20 protein-coding genes are annotated in these 17099 nt (G+C 36.1%); 13 read left to right on the top strand and 7 right to left on the bottom strand.

Annotation, left to right across the window (positions count from 1 at the left end):
• Positions 1-119 precede the first annotated feature (119 nt).
• Positions 120-878, bottom strand: a complete 759-nt coding sequence (pnuC, locus tag EHR_RS01170; protein ID WP_010738309.1) for a nicotinamide riboside transporter PnuC — start codon at positions 876-878, stop codon at positions 120-122.
• Between the two features lie 285 nt (positions 879-1163).
• On the opposite strand from pnuC, the gene gloA2 reads away from it, so the two are divergent.
• The 5 genes from gloA2 (at position 1164) to EHR_RS01145 (ending at position 5012) form a co-directional block, all read left to right on the top strand.
• Positions 1164-1544 (top strand): SMU1112c/YaeR family gloxylase I-like metalloprotein, encoded by a 381-nt coding sequence (gloA2, locus tag EHR_RS01165; RefSeq protein ID WP_010719876.1) that lies wholly within the window; start codon positions 1164-1166, stop codon positions 1542-1544.
• A 92-nt stretch (positions 1545-1636) separates the two neighbouring features.
• A complete protein-coding gene (locus EHR_RS01160; protein WP_010738308.1) occupies positions 1637-2155 on the top strand; it encodes a hypothetical protein in 519 nt (172 codons plus the stop codon).
• Positions 2156-2232: 77 nt separating this feature from the next.
• Positions 2233-2412 (top strand): primosomal protein N', encoded by a 180-nt coding sequence (locus EHR_RS01155; RefSeq protein ID WP_010738307.1) that lies wholly within the window; start codon positions 2233-2235, stop codon positions 2410-2412.
• A 52-nt stretch (positions 2413-2464) separates the two neighbouring features.
• Entirely contained in the window at positions 2465-3028 is a 564-nt protein-coding gene (locus tag EHR_RS01150; protein WP_010719873.1) for a GNAT family N-acetyltransferase, read from the top strand.
• A gap of 286 nt (positions 3029-3314) precedes the next feature.
• Complete coding sequence (locus EHR_RS01145) at positions 3315-5012, top strand: collagen-binding domain-containing protein (RefSeq protein ID WP_016249920.1); 1698 nt, start codon at positions 3315-3317, stop codon at positions 5010-5012.
• A 178-nt stretch (positions 5013-5190) separates the two neighbouring features.
• On the opposite strand, the gene EHR_RS01140 is transcribed toward EHR_RS01145, so the two are convergent.
• Entirely contained in the window at positions 5191-5706 is a 516-nt protein-coding gene (locus tag EHR_RS01140; protein WP_010719869.1) for an LURP-one-related/scramblase family protein, read from the bottom strand.
• 23 nt (positions 5707-5729) lie between these two features.
• Positions 5730-6599, bottom strand: a complete 870-nt coding sequence (locus tag EHR_RS01135) for a Cof-type HAD-IIB family hydrolase (protein ID WP_010738305.1) — start codon at positions 6597-6599, stop codon at positions 5730-5732.
• A 124-nt stretch (positions 6600-6723) separates the two neighbouring features.
• Between EHR_RS01135 and EHR_RS01130 the strand changes: the two genes are divergently transcribed.
• The 4 genes from EHR_RS01130 (at position 6724) to EHR_RS01115 (ending at position 9785) form a co-directional block, all read left to right on the top strand.
• Positions 6724-7404, top strand: a complete 681-nt coding sequence (locus EHR_RS01130; RefSeq protein WP_010719867.1) for a uracil-DNA glycosylase — start codon at positions 6724-6726, stop codon at positions 7402-7404.
• A gap of 151 nt (positions 7405-7555) precedes the next feature.
• Positions 7556-8536: a phosphate acetyltransferase gene (pta, locus tag EHR_RS01125; RefSeq protein ID WP_010719866.1), complete on the top strand. Its 981-nt coding sequence runs from the start codon at positions 7556-7558 to the stop codon at positions 8534-8536.
• A 258-nt stretch (positions 8537-8794) separates the two neighbouring features.
• Entirely contained in the window at positions 8795-9268 is a 474-nt protein-coding gene (tsaE, locus tag EHR_RS01120) for a tRNA (adenosine(37)-N6)-threonylcarbamoyltransferase complex ATPase subunit type 1 TsaE (RefSeq protein WP_010738304.1), read from the top strand.
• Positions 9261-9785: a GNAT family N-acetyltransferase gene (locus EHR_RS01115; RefSeq protein ID WP_010738303.1), complete on the top strand. Its 525-nt coding sequence runs from the start codon at positions 9261-9263 to the stop codon at positions 9783-9785. The genes tsaE and EHR_RS01115 overlap by 8 nt, the downstream gene beginning before the upstream one ends.
• 97 nt (positions 9786-9882) lie before the next feature.
• Here the strand turns inward: EHR_RS01115 and EHR_RS01110 are convergent, their stop codons facing one another.
• The 3 genes from EHR_RS01110 to EHR_RS01100 form a co-directional block, all read right to left on the bottom strand.
• Complete coding sequence (locus EHR_RS01110) at positions 9883-10968, bottom strand: hypothetical protein (protein WP_010738302.1); 1086 nt, start codon at positions 10966-10968, stop codon at positions 9883-9885.
• 196 nt (positions 10969-11164) lie between these two features.
• Complete coding sequence (locus tag EHR_RS01105) at positions 11165-11698, bottom strand: 3'-5' exonuclease (RefSeq protein WP_010719861.1); 534 nt, start codon at positions 11696-11698, stop codon at positions 11165-11167.
• A 191-nt stretch (positions 11699-11889) separates the two neighbouring features.
• Positions 11890-12642, bottom strand: a complete 753-nt coding sequence (locus tag EHR_RS01100) for an exodeoxyribonuclease III (RefSeq protein WP_010738301.1) — start codon at positions 12640-12642, stop codon at positions 11890-11892.
• A 114-nt stretch (positions 12643-12756) separates the two neighbouring features.
• Here EHR_RS01100 and EHR_RS01095 point away from each other — a divergent pair, with 114 nt between their 5' ends.
• The 4 genes from EHR_RS01095 (at position 12757) to EHR_RS01080 (ending at position 15948) form a co-directional block, all read left to right on the top strand.
• A complete protein-coding gene (locus EHR_RS01095) occupies positions 12757-13677 on the top strand; it encodes a Gfo/Idh/MocA family protein (protein ID WP_010738300.1) in 921 nt (306 codons plus the stop codon).
• Between the two features lie 71 nt (positions 13678-13748).
• A complete protein-coding gene (gene murB / locus EHR_RS01090) occupies positions 13749-14669 on the top strand; it encodes a UDP-N-acetylmuramate dehydrogenase (RefSeq protein ID WP_010719857.1) in 921 nt (306 codons plus the stop codon).
• Positions 14670-14776: 107 nt separating this feature from the next.
• On the top strand, positions 14777-15361 hold the full coding sequence (locus EHR_RS01085) for a GNAT family N-acetyltransferase (protein WP_010738299.1): 585 nt from the start codon (positions 14777-14779) through the stop codon (positions 15359-15361).
• A 281-nt stretch (positions 15362-15642) separates the two neighbouring features.
• Positions 15643-15948: a bacteriocin immunity family protein gene (locus EHR_RS01080; RefSeq protein ID WP_010738298.1), complete on the top strand. Its 306-nt coding sequence runs from the start codon at positions 15643-15645 to the stop codon at positions 15946-15948.
• 220 nt (positions 15949-16168) lie between these two features.
• On the opposite strand, the gene EHR_RS01075 is transcribed toward EHR_RS01080, so the two are convergent.
• Complete coding sequence (locus EHR_RS01075) at positions 16169-17008, bottom strand: DUF2238 domain-containing protein (protein WP_010719854.1); 840 nt, start codon at positions 17006-17008, stop codon at positions 16169-16171.
• Positions 17009-17099: the final 91 nt, after the last annotated feature.

Genomic DNA, 17099 nt, shown 5'->3' with positions numbered 1-17099 from the left:
AATCAATTGTTGGCGGCAGCTAGCTTATTTAGATAAGTACCAAGAAAAAGGGAACATCGAAACATGCTTTACCAGAAGACTGTCGATTATATTCAGATCAAAATGATCATGGCACGGTCTTAAATCAGCACACTCTTTTCATGCTCTTGATCATATTCTTTTTCCATTTTTAGCATTCGTTCACGTTCTTTTTGGTTATACCAAGGAGAAACTGTGAAAGCCAAGACATCATTCAATAGGTAAACGGAACTATTGACAAACATAGCTAAACTAGCTGAACCATGTCTAAATGAGATGTACCACAGAACCATCTGTGCTAATCCTGAAGCCAACCACCAATAATATTGGTTATTGTAACGCAAGAAACTGATCACACCAGCTGTCAAACTGATTGAAAAGGCAATAGCATCGATCCAAGGACGTGGATCGTCTGTTAAGCGCCCAATCAAGAAACCTGAAATAGCATAAACCAGGATCGTAGCAAAAATTGCGACTAACCATGTTTTTCCATTGAACTTACGGATTTTTGCTGCCATGTTATGATTCCATTCTTTACTTAATAAAACAGGGATATCTAAGGTGATCATATAGGCGATTTGTTCGCCGATACTCAAGTAATTTTTAGCAGAAAAACCAACGATGATGAAACAAATAGCTGATAAAATTCCTAAAATACCATTAACAGATTTCGCTGCATTGATTGATAAGATACACAAGACACCAAGTGTAGTACCGATAAAAGTGATCACCGCTAACCAAGTAATAGGGCTATTCACAAGGGTCATAATCTGACACCCAAGACTAAAAAAGAAAAGATAGTAATTTTGTTGAGGCCAACCTTTGAGTTGGTGTGCTAAAAAGCGAAAATAATTTATCATTGATAAAAGCTCCTTTAAACACTAAATATAGTATGCGTTCGATTTGTTGACACAACCTATTGTATTACTTTCAAAAAATATTTCTAGTCTTTCAATTTAAAATAATATGTGTTATGATACTTTTTGCTTTGTTTTCTGGAAACATGAAAACTTTACATTGAATTGATGAAAGAATGGGAAGTCAACCGACGTAGGTGAACTTTCCATTTTTTTCTTTATAAAAAACTTTTGACCAAAGAAAATGTTAAAATATGAAAAAGAATAAAAGAGTAAAGGAGTAAAAAAATGAATTTATCTGCTATCCATCATGTCGCAATTATTGTATCTGACTATCAAAAATCACGGGAATTTTACGTTGATAAGTTAGGCTTTGAAGTAATCCGTGAAAATTATCGTGCGGAAAGAGAAGATTATAAATTAGATTTAAAGCTTGGAACAGCTGAATTAGAAATATTCGGGGTAGCTAATGCGCCTAAACGTCCAAGTTATCCAGAAGCATGTGGATTAAGACATCTGGCTTTTAAAGTGGAACAGATTGAATCTGTCATTGAAGAGCTTCGTTTAAAAGGGATCGAAACTGAGCCAATTCGAATCGATACATTTACTGGGAAAAAAATGACTTTTTTCTTTGATCCAGATGGCTTGCCGTTAGAATTACATGAATAAGTAACAAAATTGTCACTTTTTCTTTCTGTCATTCGATTTTTTTTAATAAAAAATCTTGATATGCTAGTAAAAAAAGGAAAAGGGAGACACTGATGAAGATGAAAAAAATTTTATTTGGGTCAGCTATTCTCATACTTATTGGGCTAACGGCTTCGTTAGGATTATTGACTGCTACGTTTCGTTATGATGATATTAGTGAACAAGAATATCAAATCTCACTGAAAAAAGCAGTGGGAATCTTTAAAAAAGAAACAAATAAAACAAAAGTTCAAATGGTTCAGTTTGTACCAAAAGAGGATGTCCAACAACAAACAAACAATACCTTTCAATATCTTTTCGTAGATTCTGAACAAATGCTTGTTGTCAATCCTACAACCGGAAAGCCAGCTGTTCGTTCGAGTAAATTAGCCGAAAACCAACCATTCTTTGACATCAAAAAGATCTACTCAAGCAAATCTCCTCAAAAGGCAATGAAAGAAGCTGTTAAACAAAGTGGAAAGCGCAATGCTAAAGTAAGAAGTTGGGTTTTGCTAATGAAAAGCGACAAATTATACTATGAGATCAAATTAGCAGAGGATAATGAAGAATCTGTTTTGTTGATTCGTGCCTAAAAATCAATAGCTATCATTTTTCTTTTTTACAATATAAGAGTAAGCTAAATGTGTAAAAAAGAAAGGAAGTCATTGCTATGGAAAAGATGAAATGCCCAAATTGCGGGAAAAAGTTTACTTATGAAGAAGTCAACAATGTAGTTGAACATGTTGATAAAGAAATGCCGATCGTTTGTCCTTATTGCCGGACAGAAGCTGCTCGCATCGTTTCACATGGTTATTTTGTTACCCAAAAAATCGAGGATTATTTAAAATAACTCTTTTGATCTTTATTTTTCAGTGATAGAATGAAAAAAAGGAGAGAATGAAATGATTCGTTTTGCAAAAAAAGAGGATGCTCAAGAGATTGCTCCGCTTATTTTAGTTATTTTAAATGATATGGAATTACCTTTTTTACAAAAGTATGGGAAAGAAAAAACAATTGAAATCTTAGAAGAAGCCATTATGGATCCCGATTATCGTTACAGTTATACAAGAGGAATTGTTGAAGAAATTGATGGCAAGATAGCTGGTGTAGCATTTGGCTACACAGATGAAGAAGAGCCATTTATCGATAAACCCTTAGAAGTAATTTTAGAAAAACATGGAATTACAGATAAGGAACAATTATTTGTAGATCAAGAAACATTTCCTAAAGAATGGTATTTGGATTCCATTTCCGTTTCGGAAGCTTTTAGAGGACAAGGAATAGGTTCACACTTACTTGAAGCTTTACCTAAATTAGCTAAAAAAACTGGGCGAAATGTTATTGGTTTAAGTGTAGATGAACAGAATCCTAACGCCAAAAGATTATATGAACGTCACGGATTTAAAGTAGTAGGTAAAAGGAAAATCAGTGATCATCTTTATGATCACATGCAAAAGGAAATTTAATGGTTTCTTAATTAAATCAAACTTATTATTTTTTAATAAAGACATTTAAATTGTTGTAACTATTATTTGATAAAATGTTGAGTGAAAACAAGGTTTTTCACTCTTTTTTTGTTTTGTTTTCATAAATGTCAGTTGTATATATTAAATGATAGTTGTTATAATCTCTTTTTTATGAAAATATTTTTCATTTATTTTCAATTATTCTGTAATGACGGGTCTTTTTTTAAGTATTAAAATATGCTCTATCGCTCGTCACTGGGCTTGGAGACAGGAAAGGACCGTTGAAATGTTAAGAAGTAAAATTGGGAATATATTTGGTGTTATGCTATTATTTTTAAATCTCTTTGTTGCTCTACCTGCAATAGCGGAAACTTATACGCCTCAAGATTCTGGTAGCATCTATGATGATTTAACTGGTGATTATGGAATATTAGGGATTGCTTCTCAATTCCATATATTCGCAAAAGAAAAAACGACGATAAACGCGCATACAAATGGTAATGTTGCAACAAAAGAGCTAGATGCAAACAATAATTTTGGGACAGATATCATCACGGGTGACCTCCAACTAGAAATCAACTATGTTCAAGCAACTGATTCTTTGATTGGCTCATCCTTTACTTCGGGAAATAGTAACCGAGTAAATAAATTTGTTGTAGGTTCTTCAATTAGTACAGGGATCGAAAATGATCGGGCAGTGGTGAATGGCTCAAGGATCGACCATTTATCTGCTTCAGAACTTTATCAAGATCGACCTGGGAATACTTATATTGATTTTGACACGGAATTTGCAAAATTAGAAGGAGCTTCGGAAAGTTTGATGTCGATTACTCCTGCTAAAACCTATCTTTCAAGTGATTTTCCTGATATGAATAATCGAACGATTGATGTAACAGGAATGGGAAGTTCAGATGTTGTAATCATCAATGTGGATGCTTCAGTGTTATCAATGAATACACCACTGAATATTGTAAATTCTGAAAATAAAATTTTGGTTATGAATGTCATCAATGCACCAACTGATTTCACGATCCAGTCACAAATTCATTACAATAATCGAGCAAATCATGAAACGGAAGATTTTTCTGACGCAAATATTTCATGGAATTTCCCAAGTAATGTAACGAACTTGGCGATAAATGCACCTTTTCAAGGTACCATTATTGCGCCACGAGCAGATGTCACAGCCAATCAAAATATGGATGGAACGATTATCGGAAAAAATGTTACGCTAAATGCAGCAACCAATCGTTGGGACCCTAACGAAATTTTCCTTGCTGATAATCCAGATAATTCTGGATCAAGCGATAGCAGTACGGATACGACAAGCAGTGACAGCAGTACGGACACGACAAGCAGTGACAGCAGTACGGACACGACAAGCAGTGACAGCAGTACGGACACGACAAGCAGTGACAGCAGTACGGATACGACAAGTAGTGATAGCAGTACGGATACGACAAGCAGTGATAGTAGTACGGATACGACAAGCAGTGACAGCAGTACGGATACCACAAGCAGTGATAGTAGTACGGATACGACAAGCAGTGACAGCAGTACGGACACAACAAGCAGTGACGGTAGTACTAACCCAACAAGTGGTGACAGCAGTAGCAACCCAACAAATGGTAATAGTGATACTGACACGCCAACTCCATTTCATATTGATCCAAGTATGAGCGGAGAGGATACCAATCAGGTGTATCCTAATAATAATGATAAAACTAATCAATCAAATGGAATGAATAGCACCATCCCACAACAAGGGAAGGGTACTGATTTAGATAGAAATGAGTTTAACAGTTCCACAAATGAAACAACTAACGTAACCGATGAATCGCGGTCAATGGATTTTCAAGATCAAGATTCGCAAGTTTTGCCAAAAACAAATAGTGCTTCCAATAAATGGTTAGCAATTGTTGGTGGAATGATTATTGTGTTAGTTGTTATTGTGGGATTTATGAGAAGAAAGAAGCATAAATAAGAAGCATAAATAAGAAGAATAAATAAAGGCTCATCAAGTGTTTGACTGAGCCAACTAAAAATAAGCCTTCCTACATGAAGCGTATCTGCTAAGTTCGTTTGCTCTGACTAGCGGGTCTTGTTTCCTAGAGGATGGCTTATTTTTTCTTGAAGTTATTCTGATTATAAGAAGGAGCAAGTTAATTTGTGTCTAATCGGTAAGAAAGAGGTGTATCTTTGTCATGGTTTTTACGATATAACCAGTAGTCTAATACAGCTGCGATACAGATACAGATAGGCGCATTTTCTTCCATTGGAATATCAAGTACATAATAATCTCCAGAAAAAAGCGTTGCTTTATCCATTTTCATGATTCGTTGATTAAAATGATGGATTTGATATTGATGGTTATAGATATCTCCTTGAACTGTCCAATGAAGACGACGTACATAGTAAAAATCCCCGGGCCAGTTAAAGATTTTTTGCATCGTTCCTACTTTTTTAAAATCCTTATAAAGTTCAAAACGGGTTCCGAAAGTTAGACTCGTTTGTTTAATATGTGCCACAAGATTTCCGTTCATTGCATAAAGAGACAAAGCATCTCCTTTTGTTCCCCAACGACCAACCATTAAGAAGATGGATTTACCAGATTCATTTTTAACAACAGTCCTCGTGACACGACTGAGATGCTTTTCTTGAATGAAAAATTCTGACATCTTTCTCCCTCTTTTCTCGAAAATTATAGATTTTCGGAAATTGCCCGTAAGATTGCCTTGCCGACCCCAGACTCCAGGTTAGTATCAGTGACAAATTTTGCGTAATTTTTGACTTCGATTTCAGCATTTCCCATCGCAAAACTAACACCAGCCACTTGTAACATACTAACGTCATTAAAATTATCCCCAATCGCCATGACATCGTCTAATTCGATTCCTCGGTCATGTGCGACATGAGCCACAGCAATTCCTTTTTGGGCATTTTTGTGATTGACCTCGATATTGTTTTGACCAGACGAAGTAACAGCTAAGTCACCCAGTTCACTGATTTCTTTTCCAACTGGACCCAATACTCGCGGACCTTCCGTATGGAAACAAATCACTTTTAATACCTCTAATGTTTCGTCTTGGAGCAAGTCACGAATACTATCAACATAATTGATATGCAAAAGTTCAAGGTTGGCTGAAGCCATCGCAATCGCCATTTTATATGTTAAATGGGGGAGATGACTACCGATCATTGAGGCAAAGCTTTCAATTCTTTTGGCTTGGCTTTCAGAATAAAGCCCTCGATTGGTCGATACTTCATAATAAATCTCATTTTGATCAAGGATATCTAAGACAGTTGCAGTTTTTAGAGTCGGTATTGGAACAGTGAACAAGGAGTTTCCTGTTTTGTCGAAAACTTGCGCACCATTTAGCGTAATCATGGCACAATCAATGCCAACTTCATCTAAAGCCGCACGTGCTTCTTGATAATTGCGACCAGTCGCAACCATAAATTCAATCCCTGCATCATTGGCAAAGCGGATCGCTTCGGCATTTTCGGGTGATATACTCATATGGGCATCTAATAAAGTACCGTCCATATCTGATGCGATTAATTTGATCATAACTCTCATCGTTCCTTTCTTTCTCTTCTTCTTAGTTTACCATATCCAGATGACACTGCGCGCGAAGATTGCCCCTTGTTAAGAAAGAATTTGTGAGTTATCCTGATTGTTGGAGGTGGAACGATTGAAAGAAATCATTCATAACAGTTGGCAAACGATTTTAACAGATGAGTTTGAAAAAGAATACTACCAAAAGTTAAGAAACTTTTTAAAAAAAGAATATACGACTCAGAAAATTCATCCAGATATGTATCATATTTATGAAGCGTTGGAATTGACTCCTTACGAAAAAGTAAAGGTTGTGATTTTAGGTCAAGACCCTTACCATGGTGTCAATCAAGCACATGGCTTATCTTTTTCTGTGCAACCAGGGGTTAAAATTCCACCATCATTAAACAATATCTATAAAGAATTGCAAAGTGATTTAGGTATTTCGCCGGTCAAACATGGCAATTTAGTTTCTTGGGCTAAGCAAGGCGTTTTACTATTAAATACGGTACTAACGGTCCGAGAAGGTCAAGCTTACTCACATCGTGGCAAAGGTTGGGAAATATTGACGGATAAAATCATTGAAAAATTAAACGAACGAGAAAAACCAATCGTTTTTATTTTATGGGGGAAACCGGCTCAAGAAAAAATGAAAATGATTGATAAAAGTCGGCATATCATTTTAACATCTGCTCATCCTAGTCCATTATCAGCTCATCGAGGATTCCTAGGCTCTAAACCTTTTTCTAAGACCAATGATGCACTGATGGCATTAGGGGAAACACCGATCGATTGGCAATTACCTGAAACAGTGTAATAAGACAGCGTTTTCCTGTTATATGTCAGATTGTATGTTATGTGAAAGACTTCATTACTAATGGTTTTTTGACTGATACAGATAAAATAAACTGTTCTTTTTTTAGGAATAGTGTATGATGGATACATAGAAAATATCTGGAGGTCATCTTGTGGAATTGTTTGATAGTTTGAGATTCAAAATTGTACGTCGCAGCATTAAAATCGTTTTTCCTGAAGCAACTGATGCAAGAATTTTAGGTGCAGCAGCTCGTTTGAAAGCGGAAGAATTAGTGGAACCTATTTTGATTGGTAGCGAAGAAGAAATCACAGCTGCTGCTCATGCTCGTGGAATTAAAACTTCAAGTTTTACGATCATTGATCCAAATCGTTATGATAAATGGGATGAAATGGTTGAAGCTTTTGTGGAACGTCGTAATGGAAAGGCATCCAAGGAACAAGCAGAAAGCATCTTAAAAGATGTCAATTACTTTGGTACGATGTTGACATATATGGGAATTGCTGACGGGATGGTTTCTGGTGCGATTCACTCAACTGGAGATACTGTTCGTCCAGCGTTACAAATCATCAAAACAAAACCAGGCGTCAGCCGAACAAGTGGTGCGATGATCATGGTACGTGGACGTGACCAAGAAAAATATGTCTTTTCAGATTGTGCTATCAATGTCAATCCCAATGCCCAAGAATTAGCAGAAATCGCTGTAGAATCGGCAAAGACTGCTGAATTATTCGATATTGATCCTAAAGTAGCATTAATGAGTTTTTCAACTAAAGGATCTGCGAAAGCACCAGAAGTGGATAAAGTGGTCGAAGCAACTAAAATTGCTAAAAAATTAGCGCCTCAATATGTAATTGATGGCGAATTACAATTTGATGCTTCTTATGTTCCTTCAGTGGCTCAACTAAAAGCACCTGATTCTGATGTAGCTGGACAAGCAACTGTCTTTGTTTTCCCAGAATTGCAATCTGGAAACATTGGTTACAAAATTGCTCAACGTTTTGGTAACTTTGAAGCGATCGGACCGATCTTACAAGGATTGAATAAACCAGTTTCTGATTTATCTCGTGGAGCAAACGAAGAAGATGTGTATAAATTAGCGATCATTACTGCAGCCCAAACATTATTAGATTAAGATCTAAGACTCAATGAATAAGAGTTCGTGAAAGAAGCGATCGGCTCCGAGCGTATAAGCGCTGATTTTTTTGAAACATTTTTCATGTTTTGAAAAATTTAGACTTATTGCAAGGAGCTGATGATTGAAAAACATTTATTCATTTTGACACATATGAAAAAGCTCGGGACGACCTTTGTCCCAAGCTTTTTTTTGCTTTAAAAAATTTTCCATCCACGATATACTGTCACAAAAGGCTAGATGAAGGAGTAAGTTAGAATGATTGAATTAAGTGGTTTAGATAAGACAGAAGAATTGGCAAAAGTCATCGGTGAAGTGGCACTGCCTGGGGATAATTTAGTATTAACTGGTGACTTAGGAGCCGGAAAAACAACGCTGACCAAAGGGATTGCTCGCGGATTAGGAATCGAACAAATGATCAAGAGCCCCACTTATACAATTATTCGGGAATATGATCAAGGTAGATTGCCACTTTATCATATGGATATTTATCGTGTAGCAGCTAGTGGTGCGGATCTTGGTTTAGATGAGTATTTTGAAGGAGAGGGTCTATCTGTCATTGAATGGGGGAATCTTTTAGAAGAAGCCTTACCAGAAGACTATTTGGAACTGATTTTAGAAAAAAGTGATACAGATTTAGAATATAGATATGTGAAATTGCAAGCATATGGGGAGCAAAGTGAAGCTTTCAAACAACGGATCGTGGAACAATGGAGACAAAACAATGAGTGAAGAGATCTCATTGACCATTCGAGAAGCTCAGCCAAATGATGCCAGTGAACTATTAGCAATGATGCAACAAGTAGAGGAAGAGACTGACTTTTTGGTTATGGATGAACAAGGAATGGAGCTAACACATGAAGCCTTAGCTTTATCCATCGAATATCTACAAGACAGCAATAATAATCTTTTACTCTTAGCTTGTATGGGTCAAAAAATCATCGGGGTTGTTTCTGTTAAAGCAAGCGAACAATACCGCATCTCTCATGTGGGAGAAGTTGGGATCAGCATCTTAAAGGACTATTGGGGTTTGGGCTTAGGAACGATGTTGCTTGAAGAAGTATTGATTTGGGTGAAAGAAAATGGTGTACTTTTTAGACTAGAACTAGATGTGCAAACTCGAAATGAACGAGCGGTTCACTTGTATCAAAAAATGGGTTTTGAAATCGAAGCGCTTATGAAAAGAGGGGCCCGAACAGATGATGGGGACTTTTTGGATGTCTATAGGATGTCTTTATTGATTGACTGATCTTAGATTTAGGAGGAATAGTCAGTTCATTCCTCCTAAATCTAAAGAGTGCAACATAGATTTTCTGAATCATTTGTTTATTTGACCCGTTAGTACTTTATCGGACAGGGTTAGCATTTTTTATTTCTATTTTTCGAAAAACAGTAGATTTTTGGATGTGCTTTGAAGCTGTAATGCACTGTTGCTTTTTTTGATAGAAATATGATTTATTATTGATTTCTCCCGTAAAAATTTGGTTGATAAAGGGATCTTTGTTAAAGTCAACGGTATAGTCATAGTTGACTTTTCTTTGTTTTTTTGTTAAATACCATGAAAATAAATGATCAAAACAATTTGAGACGCCACTGAATTTTTTTATAGTAGCTAATAAAGATTTACGAGCAATTATCGTAGGATTGGAATTAGTCTCAGGATTAGAACTAACATTTTTCCAAGTGATTTTTTCATAGTATGGATCCCTCAATTTAAATATATCGTATTGACAGTGAAATAATGCTGTTTTGATAGGTGCTTTTATTGCAAGGGTAGTATCATTAGCTACTTTTTGATAGCCAGTATATACATTAAGAGGAAGTAGTTTTTTAGATATAGAGTGATCAATGATTGTCTCTAATATTTCTCTTTTTTTGATAGTTGGTAATTCTGCTTTTGTGTACTTTTTAACTTGATTGTTTAAAAGTAGTTTTTCGCAAAGAGAGGATAAATTTTCTGGCGGAATCAAGACGTAGGAGACAGGAAGTCCATCAATAGGTCTCATTTTATCAACTATTACTGCTTTATAACCAGTAGGGGCTTTATAAATCAATAATCCAGAAGCGCGAAAGCCATCTATTACTCCCATGTTGAGATCGATCTTCGGTTTTTTTAAAAGATAGTGAATTGGGAGAAGCATGAAATCTGTAGGGTCATCATCCCTCATAGTTTGAAGGACATTTGATAGTTCTTCACCATGTCCAAATGTGTAAAATTGCTTACTTCGTTCAAGGGACTGGATGAACTTCTCTTTTTTTGTTGCTTCAATAAAAAAATTATCGTGATCTTGTTTCAATGTTTCAATATAAATCGAAAGTAATAAAGGATAATTGGTTTTATCATCACTTGATATCCAATTAACATTATCTTTCAAGCCTAAGGTAAGTGCCCAGATGTCACAGAGACGGTGTAACTCATTAACGTATGGCATATGATACTCCTTTCACTTTTATTGAGTATAGTGTCTCATATCTTACCTTTGTATCGAGGACATCTTTTCAAATAATCAGAAAAAATTGGTGAATGGTTGGAATGAAGGGGATAAAGGTTAGAAAAGGCGATCAAAAAATCCATGGTTACCTGTAAAAAGCAACCATGGATTTTTTGTCTACCTGTTTTTTAGTAGCTCATTTTAGGGTAACTAATTTTTTCAAAGGATCTGTTCCAAAGTGTTTTTCTTGATAAAGTAAAATCTCTGCACAGGCACGACTGTCTTCTAATGCATCATGGTGATTCGCTAAAGTGATATTTAAATTTTCACAGACAGTATTCAATCGATGATTTGGCATCTCTGGAAATAAACGACGACTGGTTTTTACCGTACATAAAGATAAATAATGAGGTTGGAGCAAATTGTAATAATCTAAACAACCAGCTAGAACTTTCGTATCAAAAGCTGCGTTATGAGCGACGACTAAGCGGTTTTTTTGGAAATAATGTTGAATCGTTTGCCAAACTTCAGGAAATTTGGGTGCGGTACGAACATCTTCTTGATGAATACCGTGAATTTGAACATTTCTCCAGAAAAAAGGTGTTTCTGGCTGGATGAGTGTGTAATATTCATCAACGATTTGGCTATTTTGGACCATAACCAATGCTAATGAACAAGCACTGTGGGATTGATGGTTGGCTGTTTCAAAGTCCATTGCAACAAAATTCATGTGCATAAAACCTCCTTAAAAAATAAACACTAACATAAAAAGTGAAGAAAAGAAAGTGATGGATATGTAAAAAAAATCAATCAAATGAAGAAAGGCCACGCTCAAAAAAGAAGCATCTTTGCTGGTCTTTCTTCATTCTCTTTAATAAAAATATTCAGCCCTGCCTAGGATGACGATGGCTAACAATGAGATTATTTCAAGTCTAGTTCTACGGGACAATGATCGCTTCCCATAATCGAGGTATGGATTTTTGCATCTATCAAGCGTGGCTTCAACTCGTCACTAGTTAAGAAATAGTCGATACGCCAACCTGCGTTGTTTTTTCTAGCATTGAAACGATAACTCCACCAAGAATAAATACCAGTTTGTTCAGGATAGAAATAGCGGAAGGTATCAATAAAGCCATTTGCTAACAAGTGTGAGAAGGCAGTTCGTTCTTCCATCGTAAAGCCAGCATTTTTTTGATTGGTTTTCCAATTTTTCAAATCAATTTCCTGGTGGGCAACGTTTAAGTCGCCACACACAATGACTGGTTTTTGTTTTTTTAGTTCTTCTAAGTAATGGTAAAAGGCTTCTTCCCATTGTAAACGGTAGTCCAAGCGTTTTAATTCATTTTGGGAATTAGGTGTATAACAAGTAACTAGAAAGAATTCAGGGTATTCAAGTGTGATCAAACGTCCTTCTTGATCATGTAAATCAATGCCCATTCCATAAGAGACATTTAGTGCGGGTTCTTTGGCAAAGATCGCTGTGCCTGAATAGCCTTTTCTTTCTGCATAATTCCAATATTGATGATAGCCAGGTAAGTCTAATTCGATTTGACCGGCTTGTAGTTTGGTTTCTTGAAGACAGAAAAAGTCGGCATCTAATTCATGAAAGACGTCTAAAAAATTTTTATTGACGATTGCACGTAGGCCATTCACATTCCAGGAGATAAATTTCAATTAAATACGCATCCTTTCTTTTGGATCTTAGATTAGCATTTGTGGTTCTATTGTACCTTATTTTACTAAAAAATAGTGTAAGATAAGAGTAATGAATGGATTGGAGGAACGAACATGCGAATTGGTGTGATTGGTGTGGGTAATATTGCAGAAAAAGCGTATTTACCTACTTATGCAAAAAATCAAGGAAAGATTGATTTCTACTTTGCGACTAGAAACAAAGAAACGAAAAAACGAATCCATGAAATGTATGGATTTGACCATCTATATGAATCAATTGATGAACTACTGTCTCAGGATATCAAGGCTTGTATGATTCATGCAGCCACAAAGGTACATTATGAATTAGCCAAAAAATGTCTTGAAAATCAGGTGCATGTGTATATCGATAAACCACTCAGTGTTGACCTTAATGAAATCAACGAATTACAAGAACTGGCAGATAAAAATCAAGTTGTCTTAATGGTTGGATTCAATCGACGTTTTGCCCCAATGGTCGAACGTTTGAAACAAGTCCCCGAGAAGCGGCTAATCCAGTTACAAAAAAATCGAATTGCAGCTCAGGAAACAACGGAATTTGTGATCTATGATTTGTTTTTACATCTTGTTGATACGGCGGTATATCTTTTGGACGAACCGATCTTGCGTACGAAATATCAGATCCGTGAAACAAAAGAATTTTTGGAATTTGCGGTTTTACAATTGGAAACAGCCCATCAAACAGCAATTTTAACAATGGATCTTTTAAGTGGAGCAAATAGCGAGAACTATCAGATCACTAGTAAAAGTGGTACTTATGAAGTGGCGGAATTAACGGATATGACGATCCAACGAGCATCTGGTATCGAAATAGAAAAATTTGGCGATTGGGAAAGTACGTTAGTCAAACGCGGTTTTGAGCCAATGGTTCAAACATTTTTCGCAGAGATTAGCAAAGAAAAACCTTCAATGGAAGGATTGAAGCAACAAGGAATCATGCAAAGTCATGCACTTTGTGAAGAAATGCTACGCAAACATACAAGACAACAAATGTGAGGGAAACTGGCAAGTTTGTTTTAAGCGTGATAGAATAATGGGGATGTTTGATATAGAAAGGAAAATCCTCAGTGAATAAAGAAGACTTAGTTAAAAATTTACCAGCACTCAATCTATTGTTTGATGAACCATTGATGAATTACACGTTTACCAAAACGGGCGGTCCAGCGGATGTTCTCGTTTTCCCAAAAACACAAAATGAAGTAAAAGAAGTAGTGGATTATTGCCGAACCCATGATGTACCTTGGATGGTTTTAGGTAATGCCAGTAATTTGATTGTTCAAGATGGTGGGATTCGTGGCATGGTGATCATGTTGACTGAGATGAAACAAATCCGAGTTTCTGGGACGATGGTCACAGCTGAAGCTGGAGCAAAATTGATCGATACGACCTATGCGGCGTTAGATACTTCTTTAACCGGGTTTGAGTTTGCTTGTGGCATTCCTGGAAGTATCGGAGGCGCTGTTTATATGAATGCAGGTGCCTATGGCGGTGAAATCAAAGACGTATTAGCAGAAGTGGATGTTTTATTAGCAGATGGTACGTTGAAAACTCTAACCAACGAAGAAATGGCGTTTTCTTATCGACATAGTAAAATCCAAGAAATGGATGCAGTCGTTTTAGAAGCACGTTTCCAATTAACTGCAGGAGAGCATGAAGTAATCAAAGGGCGGATGGACGAGCTGACTGAATTACGTCAATCGAAACAACCATTGGAATATCCTTCTTGTGGGAGTGTATTCAAACGTCCTGTGGGGCATTTTACTGGTCAATTGATCCAAGAAGCTGGATTACAAGGCTTAAAATGGGGTGGCGCTCAAATCTCTGAAAAACATGCTGGCTTTATTGTCAATATTGATCATGCGACCGCTACGGATTATACAGAATTGATCGCGCATATCCAAGAAGTGATCAAAGAAAAATTTGATGTGTCTTTGGAAACAGAAGTACGCATCATTGGCGAAGCAAAAACAGTGGATGCAAGCATGTAACCATTGCTAGTTAAATGAACTAGCCATCAATGACTACAGTGAGATGTTCAAACTTTTGTGATAAAACAGATAGAAAGAGCTATTCTGTTTAGAAAGGAAGTTAGCTCATGCTAGATAAACATGTTCCTTATGCCGAGATTTGGATGACTCGTCCATTAAGTGACAGTCTCCCTACGCAATCTTTAGCGACTGGGTATCATTTTGAGTACTACCGTCTAGGCGATGAAACCGAATGGGCAAGAATCGAACAATCAGTCGGAGAGTTCGCAACAGAAACAGAAGCACTTGCTTACTTTCAGAGAGCTTTTTTACCTTATCAAGAAGAACTTCAGCAACGAATGCTTTTCGTTGTAACTGATACAGGTGAAAAAATCGCGACTTGTACCGCTTGGTTCAAAAAACGGAGGGATGGAAGCTATCCGCTTTTTCATTGGCTGGCAGTAGATCCGAGACATCAAGGAAAAGGGATTGCCAAAGCATTAACGATCGAAGTATTGCGTATTTTCCAAAAGCTGGTATCTCATGGACCAGTGTATCTGCATACGCAAACTTGGAGTCATCCTGCCATTCAACTATACCAAAAGCTAGGGTTTACGATTATCGCTGAGAATTTTGATGGACGTCCGAATAGCGAGTATCCCTTAGCAATGGACACTTTGGAAAAATTGAATATAAATGCTAAAAAAGACTAACATTCTTTTTGTGGAATAACCGTGATAATGGAAAGTAGAATCAGCTATTTTCTGTGATCATGGTTATTTCGGCTTTCTTTTTTCCGACCTACTGGTTTCATTTCAAATAGGTTTAGGCTGAAATGTAAGAATGTATATATAACTATAGGATACAATTATGAATGGAAAACAGTTATTTAGGAAATGAATGACCTGAAGAGGTAAATCTAGACTATAATACATTTAATATTTATTAAAGCTTTGAGAAAGATGAGCCAAATGATATTAAAGGGAGCGATATCATGAAGAAAACAGAAGAAATCAATCAAATTATAGTGGAATTATACGACTTGATTCTTAATAAAGAAGTCAAAGAAAGGGAAAGAGTATCATTAATCGAGGCTAAAAACAAACTAGAAAAACAAGAATATTTTCCAAGAGTAATGAAAGATCTGGAATATCAACTACGCCCTTTAGCGATCAAGAGTCAATTGACACCACCAGTCGCAGCTTTTTATTTAAAAATTTCTACGATAGGGCGATTTGAACAAGAATTAGGTCGAGGATTAGCTTCGACGCCTATTGCTTTTGGACCATTTTTTCAATAAATATCCCCTGAAGCGTGGAACCACTGCTAGCTGGTTTATCTGATCTCTTTAATAAGTGTAAGTAGTACAATTCCTGAACACACTTTATTTGTTTTTATACCCATCAAAAAAGCCTAGGACGTCCTTGCCCCAGGCTTTTAATAGTAGACAATTTTTCTTATACTAGTTTCTAAAGTTATCGATAGAATCACATAAAGAATAATTGATAATAAAATTTTGTTTATTTCGAAGGTGCTTTTCTTCTTTCAGTTCGTGATTCTCTCTTTTTTCTGGGGATGAAGTTACGGATAAAAGTAAACTTCCGATAATCATTCTGACTATAAAGATATCCAAAGATACTAAACGTCAAGGCTCCAATAAAATTGACGAATAGGTCTTTCATCGTGTCAATAATCCCTATGTCAAGATAACCACCAGAAATCACATATTTTTCTGTATTTCCAGCTGAATCTTTATATTCCACGATGGTTTGCTCGATATTAGGGATCGAGTGGACAGTATTGCCATCTTTACTTAACTCCACACTATTGATTTGTTGGACAAGGCTATCTTTTTGCATGTCCAGTTGAAATATATGATCAGCTGAAAATTCAACAAATTCCCACATCACACCGACTGTCATTGAAAAACAAAATGAAACGATAGCTAACAATAATGGTGTTAGATTCATTGTTTTCGTGTTTTTGTTCAGTAAGTAGACAAGTGAAAAACCAACCCCACCAGCTAAAAAACCAGTTAAAGCATGTAAGATAGTATCCCACATTGAGAAATACCCGTAGAAGTCACTTAATTCTCCTAAAACAGTTGAACTAAAAATAAATGAAATAATAATGATTTCTAACATATTCGGGATTTCGATCTTTAACATTTTTTCTAGAAGATAAGGAATTTCAAATAAAACTAGAGTTAGCAATAAGAGAAAAGTATTCCCCATATTTTGCTGAAAAATTTGATCGACTAACATTACTGTAACGATGACCCGTAGAAGAATATAAAACGCATGGGTAATTCTTCCAGCGGTTTTGGTACCATTCATAAAAAACATTTTCAGATAGTTCATAAAATAACTCCTTTATCTATAGTAAAGATTATACTAGGGTAAAAGCGCAAACCAAAATTATTTGTACCAAAACGCCTAAATGAATAAGAAA

This window comes from Enterococcus hirae ATCC 9790 (genome assembly GCF_000271405.2).
GTDB classification, from domain to species: domain Bacteria; phylum Bacillota; class Bacilli; order Lactobacillales; family Enterococcaceae; genus Enterococcus_B; species Enterococcus_B hirae.
Note: the sequence above shows the minus strand (reverse complement) of the source record. Positions and strands in the feature narration are given on the sequence as shown.

Coding starts and splice junctions, on each gene's coding strand:
- EHR_RS01095 (WP_010738300.1), top strand. CDS start 12,757: ATGCGAATTGGTGTGATTGGTGTGGGTAATATTGCAGAAAAAGCGTAT.
- EHR_RS01145 (WP_016249920.1), top strand. CDS start 3,315: ATGTTAAGAAGTAAAATTGGGAATATATTTGGTGTTATGCTATTATTT.
- EHR_RS01105 (WP_010719861.1), bottom strand. CDS start 11,698: ATGAATTTTGTTGCAATGGACTTTGAAACAGCCAACCATCAATCCCAC.
- EHR_RS01115 (WP_010738303.1), top strand. CDS start 9,261: ATGAGTGAAGAGATCTCATTGACCATTCGAGAAGCTCAGCCAAATGAT.
- EHR_RS01150 (WP_010719873.1), top strand. CDS start 2,465: ATGATTCGTTTTGCAAAAAAAGAGGATGCTCAAGAGATTGCTCCGCTT.
- EHR_RS01140 (WP_010719869.1), bottom strand. CDS start 5,706: ATGTCAGAATTTTTCATTCAAGAAAAGCATCTCAGTCGTGTCACGAGG.
- EHR_RS01135 (WP_010738305.1), bottom strand. CDS start 6,599: ATGATCAAATTAATCGCATCAGATATGGACGGTACTTTATTAGATGCC.
- EHR_RS01110 (WP_010738302.1), bottom strand. CDS start 10,968: ATGCCATACGTTAATGAGTTACACCGTCTCTGTGACATCTGGGCACTT.
- tsaE (WP_010738304.1), top strand. CDS start 8,795: ATGATTGAATTAAGTGGTTTAGATAAGACAGAAGAATTGGCAAAAGTC.
- EHR_RS01075 (WP_010719854.1), bottom strand. CDS start 17,008: ATGAACTATCTGAAAATGTTTTTTATGAATGGTACCAAAACCGCTGGA.
- EHR_RS01155 (WP_010738307.1), top strand. CDS start 2,233: ATGGAAAAGATGAAATGCCCAAATTGCGGGAAAAAGTTTACTTATGAA.
- EHR_RS01160 (WP_010738308.1), top strand. CDS start 1,637: ATGAAGATGAAAAAAATTTTATTTGGGTCAGCTATTCTCATACTTATT.
- pnuC (WP_010738309.1), bottom strand. CDS start 878: ATGATAAATTATTTTCGCTTTTTAGCACACCAACTCAAAGGTTGGCCT.
- EHR_RS01085 (WP_010738299.1), top strand. CDS start 14,777: ATGCTAGATAAACATGTTCCTTATGCCGAGATTTGGATGACTCGTCCA.
- gloA2 (WP_010719876.1), top strand. CDS start 1,164: ATGAATTTATCTGCTATCCATCATGTCGCAATTATTGTATCTGACTAT.
- EHR_RS01080 (WP_010738298.1), top strand. CDS start 15,643: ATGAAGAAAACAGAAGAAATCAATCAAATTATAGTGGAATTATACGAC.